Below are 15790 nucleotides of genomic sequence, written 5' to 3'. Positions count from 1 at the left end.
TGTACGGCTCCGCGCAGACGTAGCAGCGCAGCGTCGACGACGACGGGTACCTCACGATCCGCAACGCGGCGAACGGCCGCTGCCTGACCATGGCGGACACCGTCGTGACCGGCCCGTGCGCGAAGAAGGACAGGTCGCAGCAGTGGCTGCCGCAGGCCGGTCAGGACAGGACCGACTTCGCCGGCCGCGCCGGCGGGCAGCTGTCCGTCAAGGACAACCGTTTCAACGGCGGCGGCATGCTCGCGGTCCGGCTCGGTCCCTGCTCCTCCGCCCCGGCCCAGCGCCGGCACCGCCCGGCCTTCGGCGACGGCGTGCGCCGGCTGGTGAGCGTCCCTTCCGGCAAGGCGCTGTCCATCGGCAAGGAGTTCGTCGGCAAGCGTTCGCCGACGGCGTTCATCCTCTACGGCCCCTACACCGGCTCAGCCGATCAGCGCATCACCCTCGTGGACGGCTCCGGCCTGCCGGCGGAACGAACCAGCAAGTCCTACTGGCGGGGTGAGGGGATGCGGCCCCGTGTGAGGTAGGCGATCGGACCGAAGGGCTGGACGAACAGCAACGGCCACCACAGCGCCTTACGTCCCCGGATCTGCCCGGCCGGCCTGCACCACAGGTCTGCGGCCGCCGTGGCGGTGAGCGACAACTCTATGGAGACCAGCGTCAAAATCGCCGCCCGTTGCCGGTCGGAGAGGTCACGCCAGCGCTTGTGCGAACGTGCCATGATTGCTCCTTGGTTGAGAGCGGCGCGGGCTCGATGCGGAACAGTGCGACGGTGACGTCGGAGAGTCTCCATGTCTTCACCTCCATCACACACCGGCAGGAGGGATCCGGCACCGGCCGAACGTCACTCGCCGCAAGGACCAACGTCCCCGCGACGCCCTCGGAAGCACCGAGTGGCAGGAAGGCCCCCGGTTCATGTCGGCGCGAAAGAGCTATAAATGCCGAGCACAGGAACCTAAACGACGTATGCCGCGAGCGGGCATGAGCACGGCATCATCTGCTGGATGACGTACAGGATTGCACTACCGATCTTGGTATTGCTCACGGTGACGGCCTGTGTGGAAACGCCGGAGGACGCCGCCGCGATGAACGTCAAGATCGCCGAATTCGGGGAACTGGAGGTGCCCGTCCAGTAGCTTCGACGTCCTTAATCCTGACAAAGACAGATTCATCACCGTATGGGGACCAAGTGATCCGCGTTCTGCTGGCCGAGGACATGACCATGTTGCGCCAGGCACTGGCCGCCCTGCTGTCGCTGGAGGACGACATCGAGATCGTCGCCGAGGTCGCGGCCGGTGACGTGATCGTGGCCACCGCGCTGCGCACCCGTCCCGACGTGGCCGTGATCGACATCGAGCCGCACGGGATGGACGGGCTCAGCGCGGCGGCCGAGCTGCACGAACGGCTGCCCCAGTGCCGGACCCTGATCCTCACCGGCGTGGGCAGCCGGGCAACCTGCGGCGGGCGCTGTCAGGTCACCCGGGGCCGACCAACCCGGCGAGCCCCCGAAATCACCGGCAGGGCCCATGGCCACGCGTTCCGCGCCGCACGATGGGGGCAGGGCGAGCGCGCGCCGAAGAACCACAGCACCGCCACCGTTGAGATTCAACTGAGAAGCGTGTTCTGGATACCACTTCTCAGTTAGCCTCAATGGTGTGAAGCACGATGAGGCGGAAGCAGCCCTGCAGGCGCTCGGCCACGGCGTCACCGCCGACGACCTGGAAACGGACACTCTCGATTTCAAGCTCGTGGCGGAATCACCCAAGGCGACACTGGGGCTGCTGGCCGATGCCCTGGTCTGCTTCGTCAACGCCCAAGGTGGCACCGTGGTGCTGGGGGTCGATGACAAGGCCCGCGAGCGCGCCGACGCCCTGCGTGGTGTGCCGTCGACCTACACCATTGACCAGATCCGCAAAGGCGTATTCGACCGGACAAGGCCCCACATCACGCCTTTCGTTCATGAAAAAATTGTGGACAACGCCCGGTTGATCCTGGTGACCGTTCCTCCGGGGGTACTTCCGCACAGCAACGCGGCGGGTCTCGCCACCCGTCGCCTGGGTAAGGAATGCCTGCCGTTCCCGCCCGATCAGCAGCGCGAGGTCATGATCGCTCGTGGTCAGGTGGACTGGTCCGCGGACATCTCCAGCGCTGACCTGACCGACCTCAGTGCGGTGGAGATCGGCAGGCTCCGTCAGTTGCTGACGTCCAGCGGCAGGGATCACCTCGCCGCCCTCAGCGACCGCGCCCTGCTGGAGGCCCTGCGGTTGGTCACCCCCGATGGAGGTGTCACCAACGCGGCGGTGCTCGTCCTCGCCGAGGAACACGTGCTCCAACAGATCGTGCCGAGTTACGGCTACTCCTACCAGTTCCGGCCGACCCTGGGGTCGGAGGCCACCGGCCGGATGCGTTCCGGCCGGCCGCTGCTCCCTGCGATTCAGTCCCTGGTGGACGCCATCGACGCCCGGCGCGAGATACATCCGCTGAACCTGAACGGCGGAGTTCAACTCCAGCTCACCGACTATCCCGACCAGGCCGTACGAGAACTGATCGTCAACGCCTTCATCCACAGGTCGTACGAGACCGGCGGGACCGTGGATATCGAGCACTCTCCGGAACGGCTGGCGATCATCAGTCCGGGCGGGCTGGTAAGTGGGGTGACCGCGCAGAACATCCTCACCCACCCGTCGACGCCCCGCAATCGCCTGCTCACCGAGACGGTATCCAGCCTGCAACTCGCCGAGCGGACCGGGCAGGGGATCGACCGGGCCTATCGCGAGATGCTGAGGGTGGGCAAGGAACCTCCCCTGTTCGAGGACAGCGGCACCCTGGTCCGGGCAACTCTGACCGGCGGAATCGGCAACGACTCCTTCGCGCGCCTCATCGGCGGTCTCCCCTCGAAGGCCGCGCGGGATGTCAACGTGCTGCTGGCCCTGTCCCACCTTCGGCACAGCGTGACCGTCGACGCACTCCAGCTCGCCGTCATGATCCAACGCTCCCCCATCGAAGCTCAGGGGGTGCTCCACATGATGGCAGAGGAATATCACCTGGTGGAGCCCACCCGTCGGACCGCGGCCAAGGCGTTTCCGGCCTATCGCCTGCGGTCAGAGGCCGTGGCCATGATGGGCCGGGCGATCACCTACCATCGCCGGGGGCTCGACGAGACGAATCAGAAGATCATCGACCACATCCGGGAGTACGGCTTCGTCACCAACCGGACGCTGCAGCGGCTGTTCGACATCCATGTGTTCGCCGCGCGGGACATTCTGGCCGGCCTGCGCGAACGAGAACTCCTCAAAAAGATCGGAGACGCCCAGGGCGGAACCGGAGTCCGCTATGGCCCCGGCCCGAAGTTCCCCAGGTGACTCTGTTTCAGTGCCCTTCCCGAGGTCGTCTCAGCTGGCCAAGGACCACGCGGAATCCGAGCGGTCCTTACAGACAGGACCATGGCTCTCCACTGAGGGTCAACTGAGAACCGTCGCTCAGATACCACTTCTCAGTTGGTCTCAATGACAGACCCGGCGAGACCGCCGTGGCGGCGTTGACCGGCTCAGCCGTGACGTGGCGGTTCCGAGGTCACGAAGTCGCGGATCCGGTCGGCGACGGCAGGGTAGTCGTCGGCGAAGCAGATGAAGTGCTACCTGCCCGGCTCTCGACGAGTTCGGCACCGGGCAGTCGTCCACCAGGGATTCGGCGTGCTCGAACGACACGGTACCGTTGTCCGAGGTCGGGGGCGAGGCGCAGCAGCGTGCGCATGGCACCCCAGGTCGCCTTCTCGGTGCCCGGGGCGAAGGCGATGTTCCCGACCAGCCGGGTACGGCGAAACCCAGCGAGCTCTGCAGGATGAGCCGTTCGACCAGGTCAGAGCGCCGGGCAACCATCTCCACCGCGGTCCGCCCACCGGCCGACACCCCGACCACCGCGGCCACCTGCTCAATGTCCAGGTGTCCGCAGAGGTCACGGATCACATCGGCGAAGGGGGCCCTGCCGACAGCGGCGTCCGGCTGTAACCGGGCCTGGACGGCACGAGCACGCTGTAGCCGCACTCGGCGAAAACCTCCTCCCCGTGCGCGAGCCCGGCACGCATGTGCCCGCCGTGCGCGACCACCACGACGGCCTCGCCTCTCCGCTCCAGGCGATACTCCACCGCTCCCGCATCGAGTCCGGCAACGGTCGTGGGGCGTTCGACGGCGGTCATGAACGCACCGTCTGGGCCGCGCGCCGTACCTGACCCTCATCTCCACGTGGATCGCCCGCTGACCATCGCACCCGACGATCTTGCGACTGCCCAGGCTGCCCAGATCGGACAAAGTTGCCAGAAACAGCGAGTTGCCAAGTTTTGGCAACTCGCTGTTTCTGGCAACTCAGCATGGATTCCCGAAACTTGCCATGTCACCATAGAGTTATGACGCGCACCCCTGAAAATGGATTTCCCAGCACTCCAGAGCAACTTCTGGAGCTAGGGATCGACCGGTTGCGCAAGATGCTGGGGCAGCAATGGGAAGTGGTGCTGGAAGCCGACGCCTGCCGGGCGGAGGACCTCGGACATGACGCATTGATCACCATCACGAGCCCCGACCGGAGCCTCACCAGGCGTGTCCTGGTGGAAACCAAGCCGAGTTGGACTCCGGCTCTCCTGGAGCGAGAGCTGCTGCCCCGGGTTTCGTTGATGCGCCGCCTCAGCCAGGACACCGCTGTGCTGGTCATCGCTCCATGGATCAGCCCACAGACGCGCGCCCTGCTGTCTCGCTGGGACTGCGGCTACATCGACCTAACCGGCAATGTCTCTTTCCGGATGAATCAACCAGCCATAGTGCTTGAAACCCAGGGCGCCGCACGGGATCCACGACCGCGTACGGCCGGTGCTCAACGCGGATTGAGCGGCGCACGCGCCGGGCGCCTGGTCCGTGTCCTGGCCGATGTCCGCCCTACCTACCGGGCGACGGAACTGGCGGAGACGACCGGCCTGAGCGGTGCCTATGTCTCGCGTCTGCTGGACACGTTGGAAGAGGAGGCGATCATCAGGCGTCGAAACAAGGTCGTCGTGAAGGTTGATTGGGAGGCTCTCCTACGCCTGCGCGCGTCGGAGACGTCTCTGCTGAGACCAGGGCGCTTCCTCGGGTTCCTCGCTCCCAACGGTTTGGACTCCTTCATCGGCAAGCTGCTCGAACACCAGGAACTCCACACCTCGATTGCCCTTACCGGGCCGCTCGCGGCTACGAAGGTGGCTCCCCTGGCCATCGGCGGCCAGGGGATGCTCTATGCCACCGAGGAGGCCACCGCTCGTCTGCTAGAAGGACAAGGTCTCTTCCCGGTAAACCAGGGTGCCGACGTCCTGCTGCTTCAACCTCCCGATACGAGCCCATTCTTCGGAGTTCGCCAGGTCGACGGCCTGCCCCACGTGGCGTTGAGCCAACTGGTGCTGGACTCCCTGTCGGGACCTGGCCGACTGCCCGCCGCTGGAGAGGCGGTGCTGAACTACATGCGTGACCATGAGAAAAACTGGCGTCTGGATGACCTTGACGGCATAGAGTTTCCCCCGCCTTGACCTCAGCTACAGGCATGAGCTGGGTTTCGACGATCCGGAGGAACCTTATGGCGCGCATCCCCGACGGTGTTGACCTTAATGAACTCACCGTCGTGGCCCGGCGGGTCCTCCTGGACGCCTTACAGGCACTCTACGAGCACTCCGATGCCATCGTCTTGGTCGGCGCCCAGGCAGTGCACTTGCGAACAACCGGTGTCGTGCTGGCTAGTTCCCCTTACACCAGCGACGCTGATTTGAGCCTCAACCCCAAGCTCATCCGCGACGAGCCTTTGCTCAACGAAGCCATGCGCGGTGCGGGATTCGAACTGACCATCCCCAACAGCCCAGGGCTCTGGACTCGCACGGAAATGATCAATGGCCAGAGCCATCCCGTTGAGGTGGACCTTCTCGTGCCGGAAACGCTCGCCCCCAACCGTGGTAGGCGCAGCGCGCACCTACCACCCCACGACAAGAACGCCACCCGGCATGTCCTCGGGCTTGAGGCCACTCTGTTTGATCACTCCTCGTTGCAGGTGCCAAGCCTCGAACCGGAGAACGACTCACGAGAACTCCCGATTGAGGTAGCCGGTCCGACCTCGCTGCTGATCGCCAAAGCTTTCAAGCTTCGCGACAGAATCAACGACCGCGCCGCCCCACCTCACCGCCTGGCCGACAAGGACGCCGGCGATGTCGTGCGACTGATGATGGCTACTGGCGACAGCCTGCGTTCGACGTTCAAACGGTTGTCCCAGGAGGAGCAGATCCGCGACGTCGTAGCCAAAGGCTGCAAACTCCTGTGGGAGCAGTTCGGCTCTGCACGCGCCACCGGCGTACAGATGGCTGTGCGCGCGCTCGCCGGCGATCTGGAGGAAGAGCGCATCCGACTGCTGGCTCCCGCATTCGTCGAAGCCAACGTGCCAGAGCTATGACGCGCTCACACACCACGTTTCGCTCTCGAACGATACGCCGGTGACGGCACGACGGCCCCGGCCCGGGGAAGGGGGGCCGCCGTGCCCGTTCGTCAGAAGTGGCCGATGGTGGCCGAGGTGGAGGTCAGCGCCCAGCGGTGCAGCGCGGCCGTCTCCGCCTCGCGCATCTGGGTCTTCAGTCCCTCGATCGTACGGTCACAGATGATCAGTGGTTCGGAGGTGGGCCAGGTGGCGATGGCGTGGAAGAGACGGCTGCCGGTGCCGTAGAGCACGGCCCAGCCCGGCCAGGTGATCTCCAGCATCGCCGCCTCGGCACGGGCCTCATGGTCCCAGGTGTACTGCGGGACCGGAGCGGCGGCGGCTTGACCGTCGCGGTGACGGCCCCGGGCACGGGCCAGGCAGCGGCGGATCATGAGATCACCTGCCCGGCCCGCGTCTTCGGCCCCTGCGCCTCCGGAGCGGGAGCCTGCTGTGCCTCCTCTGTCCGTGCCGCCTGTTCCTTCGCTGCCTGCTCCTCTGCCTCGCGGGCGAAGGTCTCCTGGCGATCGGTCTCGGCGCGCAACGCCTCCAGGCTGTCGCCGTCGACCGTGCGTTCGGCTCCGGCGTGGGTGGCGGCCGGGGAGAAAGGCTTCTCCCGGCTGGCCCAGAGCCGTCCGGCGTCGCTGAGGATGAGCCGCCAGCCGGGAATGGTGGTGGGTTCCGGGGTGGTGGACCTACCATCGTTCATTGATTGGACCTCGATCCGATCAAGGGCCCGTCTGTTCGTTGGTCGCGGAGGACGGGCCCGCTTCATGGGTTGGGGAAAGACGCGGAGGGGTGTGCCGTACCAGCCGGACGGCCGGTGCGGAGGCAGGGCGGGCATCGCCCGGGGTGGTACGCAGGTCCTTTGGCCGGTGCCCGGAACGCGGCGGCGCCCTGCGCCGGGCCGGGGCGGTCCGGTACGGGTTCCCCTGGACGAGGGCCGGAGACGGCAGCTCACCCGGCGGAGTGGTGACACCAGTACGGCGGCCGGGGCCTGCTCGGAACGGCGCGGGACGATCATCGGCGGGGCCGTCTCACCCGAGGCCCGCCCGGCGGAGCGCTGACCGGCAGGGCGCTGACCGGCCACCGGCGCGACCCCCTCGGCCGGTACCCGCTCATCGGGCCGCTGTTCGGCCACCGGTGCGGTCGTCTCCACCGGGACCTGCCGGGCGGGCCGCCGGGCAGACTGTTGAGCGGACTGTTGGGCGGGCACCAGCGGGATCATCTCGGCCGGGGCCGCCAGGGCGGGCGGCTCGAAGCAGAGCGGCTCGAAGCAGGGCAGCGAGCGGTCCCCGGTCCGGCGGACCCGCAGGCGGGTGTCCATCAACGCGGCGGACGGCTGGGCGTAATCATGATCGGCGGGTCGATCGGGACAGCCGTGCGCGTACGGGGCATGCCCGCAAACGGCACAGCCCATCGGCATCGGCGGCACCTCGGCGAAACAGCCGCAGTTGCTTACCGTGGCCTGGTCGAGAACGGGAGCACTAGGGTTACTCACGGATCAGGAGTGCCTTCCTGGTCAGGAGCCCGTTCAGTCGTTGCAGCGATGGACGGGCTCATTTTTGATCTTACTTCACTACCCTTAACAACTATGAAGTGTGAACATCTGTTGTCATTAGTTGTCTAGAACTGTTCATGGCAGGTATCCCGGGGCGACAAGAGATGTCTACGGTGATCTTGTGACGATAGCCTGGCGTGCAAACCAGCCAAAATGGGTGCAGATCGCCAATGTGATCAAGGACCGTATTCGCAACGGCACCTACGCGGTTGACGAACCCGTCGCCAGTGAACACCTGATCGTCCAGGAGTTCGGCGTATCCCGGCCGACGGCTCGCAAGGTGCTGGTGCGCCTTCGTGAGGAGGGTGTGGTCTACGCCGTCCGGGGCCTGGGAACGTTCGCGCGATCTCCTGGCGATTGGGAGTCGGCCAAGGATTGAGATCTCCGAGACGTAGGCGCGAGCAGCCTTTTGTTCGATTTTGTCATCAAAGCCTTACTCTCCGTTTCGGGCCGTGGGAGTATCATGCAGTCACACTGTGCATCAAAGCAACTGCTGTGCGTATAGATTTTTTGCCAAATCCCTAGCACACTGAGCGGCATGACGAAGAGCCCCACGGTCCGGCATCGCCGCCTGGGTCGTGAACTGCGACGGCTCCGAGAGCAAGCCAAGCTCACACCGGAGACGGCGGCCCACCAGCTCGGGTGGAGTCGGCCAAAGCTCAACCGGATCGAGAACGCACGAATCGCGGTGACCCCCTCGGCTGTCGCCGATGCCTGTGACCTGTACGGCGTGGACTTCTCAACCAAGGCCGAGCTCGTCCAGCTCTGCAAGGACGCCGCCGTACGCGGCTGGTGGTCTGCCTACTCTGACGTGTTCACCGGCTGCTACATCGCACTCGAAACCGAGGCGACGGCCGTCCGCGCCTGGGAGCCGATCCTGATTCCGGGCCTGCTCCAGAGCGAGGAGTACGCCCGCGAGATCATCCGTGCGACAAGACCAGAGCTGACCAAGACCCAGCTGGACCGGCACGTCAGTGCTCGGATGACCCGGAAGGTCAGCCTGCTCGGATCGGATGCGCCAACGTTGCACGCCCTCGTCGACGAGACCGCGTTGCGCCGCCCGGTGGGGTCGCCCGGTCTCATGGCCCGTCAGCTCAACGACCTCCTCCAGATCTCGGGCTGGTCCAACATCACGCTCCAGGTCCTCCCCCTGGCGGCCGGCGCACACGGCGGCGTAGAAGGCGCCTTCTCTGTACTGAGCTTCGACGAGGAGGATCCAGACGTGGGCTACACCGAATGCCCCAGCGGAGACGTCTACATTGAAGCGGCCGATCAGGTTCTGCGGCTTACCCTGACATTCGAGCGTCTCCGCAGTGCCTGCCTGTCCCCCGAGAAATCCGCGGCACTCATCGCCGCGGTGAGGAGCAGCCATGATCTCCCCTGACCTGTCCGGCGCCGAGTTCCGCAAGTCCACCCTCAGCGGCGGCGGCAACAACTGCGTGGAAGTAGCCACGAACCTGCCCGGCCTCGTCGCCATCCGCGACAGCAAGAACCCATCTGGCCCCACACTGACCTTCTCCCCTACGGCCTGGGACAACTTCCTGACGGGCATCCGCAGTGGAAAACTGATCTGACAACAAAGCCGGACGGCCGGAGCCGCTTTGAGAGCCATCCGGCCGTGTGGCACCACGCACTCTCGCGGGCCTGTGTTCCACGGGGTCAGTTTCCCTACACGTCGTAGACCTGGAGGACCTCGTCGCCGTAGTGGTTGATTACCTTGACGGCGATCTTCCCGGTGGTCGGAGCTCGGAACGGTTGTGAGCGGGTGTTGTAGAGGGTCGCCCAGGCGTCCTCGTTGATGTCGGCTTTGAGGGCCTGCCGGAGCCGCTTGTACGGGTCATGGCCACCAGTGAAGTAGCAGTGCCGGACGAAAAAGGACTCACCGTCGTAGTCGGTGTCGATCATCCAGAGGGCGATCTCGTTCGTACCGTTCGAGCGGATCGTGCCCTGGGTCGGGTCGTAGACGTCGATGCCCCGGATCTCCACTACGGTGCCCTCGGCCGTCTGCTGGATGTCAATGTCCGGCTCGCCGAAGACCATGAACAGGTTGCCGCTGCCGGTCTTCTTCAGTACGTCGGCCATCACCAGATCGGAGTTCATCCGGACCAGCAGGATCGGGAGCCGGCCGAGCTTGCGCTCCTCCTGCACGGAGGCGAAGTCTTCGGCGTCCGGCTTGAACTCCTCGGTGGTCTTCACGGCCTGCGGGTCGAACGCGAACGCACAGATGATCAGCAGGTCGAAGCCCATCCCGGTGATCGCCTCACGGGCGGCCCGGCGGATCCAGTTCGGATCCACGGTGCCGTACTGCGGACCGATGCTCACCCCGATCCGCTTCGGGGTGCCCTCCTCACCGTTCTTGCGGATCCCTTCAGCATGGATCAGTTGCCCTGCGTACGGCGCGAGCGACTCGAACTCTAACCGCTCCTTCTTCCGGCCGTTCTGCACTCCGGCCTTGGCCAGGTTGTCGAGGATCGACCGCTCGAAGCTGGAAGAGTCTTCTTCATTAGCGGCCTGCTCAGTACCGGTCTGCGCGGCAGCCGGAACCGTCTTGTGTGGCGCTAAACTCTCTACTGTAAAAGGTCCGGCTACTCGAACTTTGTCATTGTCCACATATGGCTTGTCGTAGAGCAACTCTTGCTCTGCGTGTCGAGCGATTGCCTCCTCGATCTGCTTACGTGTCATCCCTTCCTTGATGTCAGGATTCTTCGCGATCGAGCTGAGCATAATGTGAGGAACTCGCTGATAGACGAATCCCTTACGCACATCGCCTCTGTACGTGGCGATTTCAACAGGAGACTGCCCCGTGATCTTCGACTCTTGACGCTGCCCTTCCTTGGAATCAGCAAGCAGATAGAAGGGATATTTCGCACCCATGATTCGTTGCCGAGCGAGGGCAAGTGACACGCGCGAGGTGTCGATCGTAATCCAGCGCCGCCCCCACTCTTCGGCGACGTAAGCACTGGTGCCAGACCCGCAGGTAGGGTCAAGAATCAGATCGCCGGGATCGGTTGTCATGAGCATGCAGCGCTCAATGACTTTCGTGTTAGTCTGGACAACGTACATCTTCGGGTCACCGAAACCTGCAACGCTCGTATCGTCCCAAAAATTATTGATTGGAAACGCAGGAAAATCATCTATAAATCGAACATAGGATAAAGTGTTTCCAGCGATACCAAGGCGACCAGCTGCTGACAGTCGAGCCATACCAGACTCGTTTGTCTTCCAGCGCGACTGCATTGTTGGACGAAAGGTCCGCCCTTCAAGCTCTACCGGAAACCAAGAGGCTGCCCCCTCACCTTTTTCTCTGCCAGCGCTTTGGCTCGTAAGATTATCAAGCCGAAATATGCGAGATCCATCCGGCACTAACGAGGGTTCAAGTCGCTCCTCCTTGGTCATACGGCGACGCAGGCCATTACTTTCCTCTACCATGGAATATGCACTTGCCCCTTGGCCACCTAATTCTTTGAGGCGGAAGAGTTGGCGATATTTAACCTGCTCAACGTCCTTGGCGTACCAAAGGATGTAATCCACAGTGCCGGGCAAGAGATTTCCCGTTGCTCCGGTAGTCGTCCGGAACGAGATCTGCGCACAGAAGTTCTCCGAGTCGAAGATCTCGTCAAGCAGTGAGCGAACAAGGTGGAGGTTGGCATCGCCGATCTGAACGAAGATGCTGCCAGATTCGGCCAAGAGATCACGGGCTGCGACCAGGCGATCCCGAAGGTAAGCGAGATACGAACTGATCCCGTACTTCCAGGTGTCGCGGAACGCTTTGATCTGTTCGACCTCACGGGTGAGGTCCTGGAGCTTGCCGTCCTTGACGTCCCTCTTGCCGGTGGAAGCCTGGAAGTTGGAGCCGAACTTGATCCCGTATGGCGGGTCGAGGTAGACCATCTGGACCTTGCCCCGAAGACTCTCCTTCTCCGCGAGGGACCCCATGACCTGGAGTGAGTCGCCGAGGATCATCCGGTTCGACCAGTTGGCCTCGTGCTTGTAGAACTCGATCAGGTCCATCCCATCGAGCCCGTCGAAGGTGTCGAAGAGCGTGAGCTCCGGCTCCTCCTCGGCCCGCTCTGCCGTACGGCGGAGGTTCTCGATGAGGACGCGCGGGTCGATCTTCTCCTGGATGTAGATCGGTGGCGCGTCGACGATCAGCTCCTGGGAGTCCTGCTCGTCCTTGCCCTTCCAGACGAGTTGCGGATCGAGGTCGGCATTGCGCGGGTAGAGCAGCCGCGACGGCTCGGCCGCCTCCTCGTCCAGCAGGTCGTGGGAGTCGGCCGTCGGGATGTTGACCCGCTTGTCCTCGTGCTTAAGCGACCCGATCGGGGTGGCCCCGGACTTCTTCGGCGGCATCCTTACGCCCCCTCTCCCTTGCTGATCAACCAGGGCTCTTCTTCTTCGGCGTCCCACTCCGGGCCGAGCTGGACGCTCGTCCCCGTCCCGCCGTACAGGGCCTGCATCGCGGCCTCCAGTTCGGAGCGGAACGTGGTGGGGTTCTTCAACTCGCAGTAGCTCCACCGGCCGAAACCGCCGTGGTTGTTGACCGCCGGCACCCACTGGTTCCGCGCGGTGCGGGCCTTCTCCCGCGCCTGCTCGCCAGGCTTGTGGCTGCCGGACACCTCCACGATCAGCGTGTGGACAAGGTCACCGGCCGATTCCAGAGGCGCCAGCCGCACCAGGAAGTCCGGGTAGTAATGCCGGGTCCGGCCGCCGATCGTGTACGGGATGGTGAAGCCGAGATGGTCGTTCTTGACGTAGGCGGCCGTCTGGGGCATCGCCTCCAGGGTCCGGGAGACCTTCTCCTCCCAGGTGTTGCCACCCGGCCCGTCGAGCACCACGAAGTTGACGTGGCTCTTCTCCTCAGCGGTCGGGTAGACCGCCTTGGTGGTGAAGAAGTTCACCTCCGCCGTGGAGCCGATGTGATCGAAGGGGCGGAAGATCGGCAGAGATTTGGGGCGCCTGGTGCCCCGCGCGGTGACGATCGAGTCCTTGATCCGGCGGGCCGCCTGGTCGGCCAGTTCCGAGAGGGTGAGCATCCCCAGGAACGCGTCACCCGCGAGAGCCACGCACTCGGTGAGCCAGCGTTTGGTGATGGCGAGCGTCTGCGGGAAAAGCCACGGCTTGCGGTCCTCCGGGTCTGCGAGGTACATCTCGCTGACCTGTTTGGCGAGCTGGAAGGCGATCTCCTGCTCCCGCTTGCTGCGCAGCTCCACCAGCAGGTCGGTCTGGCCGGTGCCGACGATGCCGGAGACCTCGGTGAGCGTGGGGATGATGCCGGTGTCGAGCGTCATCCGGCTGTCCGGGCCGAAGGCAGGGATCAGTTCCTCGTCCGGCAGCTCGATCCGGTAACCGGCCAGCCGAGGAAAGGTGATCTCGGCATGGACCCGGTCGCCCGCCGCGCGTACCCGGCGGTTGGGCTTGATTATCGGGTCGGGCCCCTTGCCGACCGTGGGGATGAACTGGAACGGGACCCCATACACGTCCGCGTACTCGGGGGTGAAGAAGCCGTTCTCGTCCACCGCGTAGGAGCGGCGGCGCAGGCCGCGTCCGACCACCTGCTCGCAGAGCAGCTGGGTGCCGAAGGCGCGGACGCCGAGGATGTGGGTGACGGTGTTGGCGTCCCAGCCCTCGGTGAGCATGGAGACGCTGACCACGCAGCGGACGTGCTCGCCGAGGGTGTCCCGCTTGCCGACGGTGTTCATCACCTCGCGCAGGATCATCGCGTCGTCCACCTTGTCGGCACTGCGGCCGGGGAAGCGGCGGATGTACTCCTGCTTGAACTCCTCGATCTCGGGACCGAGAGTCCTGCGGAACTCCGGGGTCAGCTCGCCGGACTCGAACTGCTTGGAGTCGACCAGGATGGTCGGGGTCCGGTGCAGCCGACGGCCGTGCTCGTCGACATTGGAGAACAGCCTCAGCCGACCCGGGACCGCGACCGTGGTCTCCTCGTCGACCCTGCGATCCCAGCCGCTGATCCAGTCGAAGACCATCTTGGAGACCGTGGTGTTGTTGCAGACCACGATGAAGACCGGCGGCGGGTCGCCGTGCTGGGCCGCCGGGGAGCCCTGCCAGTCCTGGTACGACTTCTGGTAGGAGTCGTACAGGCTGTGCAACGCGCCTTCCAACGCCGGGGGCAGGTGGTCGGCCGAGACCTCGCCGTCCTTGGCCCGTCCCTTCTTCGGCAGGCCGTCGCGGATGTTCCGCCAGAGGTTCAGGTAGGTGACGTCGCTCGTCGTGGCGTTGTCGTTCACCGGCACCCGGGGGATCTTGACGATGCCCGACTCGATGGCGTCGATCAGGGAGAAGTCGCTGACCACCCAGGGGAAGAGCGTGCCCTCGCGGTAGCCGGAGCCCGACAGGAAGAACGGGGTGGCCGACAGGTCGTAGACGGTCTTGACCCCGAGCTTGGCCTTGACCGCCTGAAGACCACGAAACCAGACGCGCGCCTCGTCGTTGCGGTCCTCGGCCTCCTTCCTGTCGTCCCCCTTCAGGGTCGCATCGGCACCGTCCAGCGGGTCGGCGATCCGGTCGCGGTAGCAGTGGTGGGCCTCGTCGTTGAGCACAACGATCTCCGAGGTGCCACCCAGGTCGCCGACGACCCGGTTGACCATCTGGCCGACGGTCTCCAGGAACGGGCTCGGCCCGCCCTTCTTCCCGGTCAGCACCTCCTTGGAGGTCTTGGACACCCCACGGCCGATCTTGGTCTCCCGATGCTGGAAGGCATGGAAGTTGGTGATCGCGATCTTCGCCTGGCGGAGCGCGCCGTAGGACTCGGCCGGGACCAGATCGCGGAGCCGGTAGTAGTTGCCGTCGTCCTCGGGCAGCAGGACCCGGAGCCGGTCGCGGATGGTGATGCCGGGGGCCACGACCAGGAACCGCTTGGCGTACCGCCGGTCGTTGGGACTGGCGACCTTGTTCAGGGTCTGCCAGGTGATGAGCATCGCCATCACGATCGTCTTTCCCGAACCGGTCGCCATCTTGAGCGCCACCCGGCTGAGACCGCCGTTGTACTCCTTGTTGATCTCACCGAGCCGGTTCGGAATCGAGGAATCGCCGTCCTTGTGTACGGCTTCGGCCAGGTAAATCGCGGTCTCGACCGCTTCTCGCTGGCAGAACAGGATGGGGTTGTCCCGTCCGGGATCGCTCCAAAACTCCAGGAGATGGCGAGTGGTCGGGGTGACGTGCGGATAGCCCAGCGTTCGCCAGCGGTCCACCTTCGCCCGTACGGAATTGACGAAGTGGTTGGGCTCGATCTGATCGGCGGTCAGTCCCAACTCGGACAGGTCAAGTTCGGCCTGGACGGCCCGCTTTCTGGCCTTCGGCACCGGGATGAAGTAGGCGCTGGGACGACGCCCCTCGGCGATCTCACCGGTGATCCCGTCGTTGTCGAACGTGAAGTGCCTGGTCGGAGCCCGGTAGGGCGAGTTGATGATCGGATTGTCGATGACACGGTCCGCCACTCGCAGCCTCCACCGCATTCGCCCTACTGAGGAAAAAGCAGGGTATCCGCCTGGGCTGGAAAGTGTAATAAAACGACGACCTTGTTCCCGCTACTGTGACCTTTCCCTCCGGAAATGGCATTGTGGCATACCGAAGGCATCAATCATGATTTTTCGGACAAAACACATTAAGGCAGCCCGGAGCAACAGTTACGGTCTATCCGTTTAGGGCACCCATGCTCCTGAAGCACCACATATAGCGTTTATAGCCATATAGGGACTCTGCCGAGCATCCAGGTACGCGGTGTCTGGGTTTGCAGTCGAG

Annotated in this window: 14 protein-coding genes and 1 pseudogene; 9 read left to right on the top strand and 6 right to left on the bottom strand. The window is 64.5% G+C overall.

Features of this window, described 5'->3' with window-relative positions; translation table 11 throughout:
- Positions 1-89 precede the first annotated feature (89 nt).
- Complete coding sequence (locus AB0K21_RS32095) at positions 90-524, top strand: hypothetical protein (RefSeq protein ID WP_343966755.1); 435 nt, start codon at positions 90-92, stop codon at positions 522-524.
- On the opposite strand, the gene AB0K21_RS32090 is transcribed toward AB0K21_RS32095, so the two are convergent.
- Positions 485-718, bottom strand: coding sequence for a hypothetical protein (locus AB0K21_RS32090; RefSeq protein ID WP_343966757.1), 234 nt, complete (start codon positions 716-718; stop codon positions 485-487). The genes AB0K21_RS32095 and AB0K21_RS32090 overlap by 40 nt on opposite strands.
- A gap of 283 nt (positions 719-1001) precedes the next feature.
- On the opposite strand from AB0K21_RS32090, the gene AB0K21_RS32085 reads away from it, so the two are divergent.
- From AB0K21_RS32085 to AB0K21_RS32075, 3 genes and pseudogenes are all read left to right on the top strand, one after another.
- Positions 1002-1133: a hypothetical protein gene (locus AB0K21_RS32085; RefSeq protein ID WP_343966760.1), complete on the top strand. Its 132-nt coding sequence runs from the start codon at positions 1002-1004 to the stop codon at positions 1131-1133.
- A gap of 53 nt (positions 1134-1186) precedes the next feature.
- A pseudogene (locus AB0K21_RS32080) lies at positions 1187-1467 on the top strand (response regulator); the annotation flags it as partial.
- A gap of 185 nt (positions 1468-1652) precedes the next feature.
- A complete protein-coding gene (locus AB0K21_RS32075; RefSeq protein ID WP_343966761.1) occupies positions 1653-3359 on the top strand; it encodes an ATP-binding protein in 1707 nt (568 codons plus the stop codon).
- A gap of 599 nt (positions 3360-3958) precedes the next feature.
- On the opposite strand, the gene AB0K21_RS32070 is transcribed toward AB0K21_RS32075, so the two are convergent.
- Positions 3959-4192 (bottom strand): hypothetical protein, encoded by a 234-nt coding sequence (locus tag AB0K21_RS32070; RefSeq protein ID WP_343966762.1) that lies wholly within the window; start codon positions 4190-4192, stop codon positions 3959-3961.
- Between the two features lie 207 nt (positions 4193-4399).
- On the opposite strand from AB0K21_RS32070, the gene AB0K21_RS32065 reads away from it, so the two are divergent.
- Positions 4400-5542 carry a helix-turn-helix domain-containing protein gene (locus tag AB0K21_RS32065; RefSeq protein ID WP_343983838.1) on the top strand — a complete coding sequence of 381 codons (1143 nt, stop codon included), beginning with the start codon at positions 4400-4402 and terminating at the stop codon, positions 5540-5542.
- Positions 5543-5556: 14 nt separating this feature from the next.
- The gene (locus AB0K21_RS32060) at positions 5557-6450 is read left to right on the top strand and encodes a hypothetical protein (protein WP_343983841.1); all 894 of its coding nucleotides are present in this window, start codon (positions 5557-5559) and stop codon (positions 6448-6450) included.
- Positions 6451-6542: 92 nt separating this feature from the next.
- Here the strand turns inward: AB0K21_RS32060 and AB0K21_RS32055 are convergent, their stop codons facing one another.
- Together AB0K21_RS32055 and AB0K21_RS32050 are read right to left on the bottom strand one after the other, a co-directional pair.
- Positions 6543-6863: a hypothetical protein gene (locus tag AB0K21_RS32055; protein ID WP_343983844.1), complete on the bottom strand. Its 321-nt coding sequence runs from the start codon at positions 6861-6863 to the stop codon at positions 6543-6545.
- Complete coding sequence (locus AB0K21_RS32050; protein ID WP_343983847.1) at positions 6860-7969, bottom strand: hypothetical protein; 1110 nt, start codon at positions 7967-7969, stop codon at positions 6860-6862. Before AB0K21_RS32050 ends, AB0K21_RS32055 begins: the two co-directional genes overlap by 4 nt.
- 181 nt (positions 7970-8150) lie before the next feature.
- Between AB0K21_RS32050 and AB0K21_RS32045 the strand changes: the two genes are divergently transcribed.
- The 3 genes from AB0K21_RS32045 to AB0K21_RS32035 all read left to right on the top strand — a co-directional run bounded on the left by AB0K21_RS32045 (position 8151) and on the right by AB0K21_RS32035 (position 9603).
- Positions 8151-8408, top strand: a complete 258-nt coding sequence (locus AB0K21_RS32045) for a GntR family transcriptional regulator (protein ID WP_343983850.1) — start codon at positions 8151-8153, stop codon at positions 8406-8408.
- A 159-nt stretch (positions 8409-8567) separates the two neighbouring features.
- The gene (locus tag AB0K21_RS32040) at positions 8568-9413 is read left to right on the top strand and encodes a helix-turn-helix transcriptional regulator (protein WP_343983853.1); all 846 of its coding nucleotides are present in this window, start codon (positions 8568-8570) and stop codon (positions 9411-9413) included.
- Complete coding sequence (locus tag AB0K21_RS32035; protein ID WP_343983857.1) at positions 9400-9603, top strand: DUF397 domain-containing protein; 204 nt, start codon at positions 9400-9402, stop codon at positions 9601-9603. Before AB0K21_RS32040 ends, AB0K21_RS32035 begins: the two co-directional genes overlap by 14 nt.
- Positions 9604-9697: 94 nt before the next feature.
- Here AB0K21_RS32035 and AB0K21_RS32030 read toward each other — a convergent pair whose 3' ends face one another.
- Entirely contained in the window at positions 9698-12379 is a 2682-nt protein-coding gene (locus tag AB0K21_RS32030; protein ID WP_343983859.1) for a site-specific DNA-methyltransferase, read from the bottom strand.
- A gap of 2 nt (positions 12380-12381) precedes the next feature.
- Entirely contained in the window at positions 12382-15486 is a 3105-nt protein-coding gene (locus AB0K21_RS32025; protein WP_364155418.1) for a BPTD_3080 family restriction endonuclease, read from the bottom strand.
- Positions 15487-15790: the final 304 nt, after the last annotated feature.

The sequence above is a fragment of the Streptosporangium sp. NPDC049248 genome (assembly GCF_040678965.1).
In the GTDB taxonomy this organism is placed as follows: domain Bacteria; phylum Actinomycetota; class Actinomycetes; order Streptosporangiales; family Streptosporangiaceae; genus Streptosporangium; species Streptosporangium fukuiense.
This window is presented reverse-complemented; position numbering and strand designations above follow the sequence as displayed.

Bases quoted from the DNA above. Each gene is read 5' to 3' on its own strand.
- AB0K21_RS32030 (WP_343983859.1), bottom strand. From the start codon at position 12,379: ATGCCGCCGAAGAAGTCCGGGGCCACCCCGATCGGGTCGCTTAAGCAC.
- AB0K21_RS32055 (WP_343983844.1), bottom strand. From the start codon at position 6,863: ATGATCCGCCGCTGCCTGGCCCGTGCCCGGGGCCGTCACCGCGACGGT.
- AB0K21_RS32060 (WP_343983841.1), top strand. From the start codon at position 5,557: ATGAGCTGGGTTTCGACGATCCGGAGGAACCTTATGGCGCGCATCCCC.
- AB0K21_RS32070 (WP_343966762.1), bottom strand. From the start codon at position 4,192: ATGACCGCCGTCGAACGCCCCACGACCGTTGCCGGACTCGATGCGGGA.
- AB0K21_RS32090 (WP_343966757.1), bottom strand. From the start codon at position 718: ATGGCACGTTCGCACAAGCGCTGGCGTGACCTCTCCGACCGGCAACGG.
- AB0K21_RS32040 (WP_343983853.1), top strand. From the start codon at position 8,568: ATGACGAAGAGCCCCACGGTCCGGCATCGCCGCCTGGGTCGTGAACTG.
- AB0K21_RS32035 (WP_343983857.1), top strand. From the start codon at position 9,400: ATGATCTCCCCTGACCTGTCCGGCGCCGAGTTCCGCAAGTCCACCCTC.
- AB0K21_RS32065 (WP_343983838.1), top strand. From the start codon at position 4,400: ATGACGCGCACCCCTGAAAATGGATTTCCCAGCACTCCAGAGCAACTT.
- AB0K21_RS32085 (WP_343966760.1), top strand. From the start codon at position 1,002: ATGACGTACAGGATTGCACTACCGATCTTGGTATTGCTCACGGTGACG.
- AB0K21_RS32095 (WP_343966755.1), top strand. From the start codon at position 90: ATGGCGGACACCGTCGTGACCGGCCCGTGCGCGAAGAAGGACAGGTCG.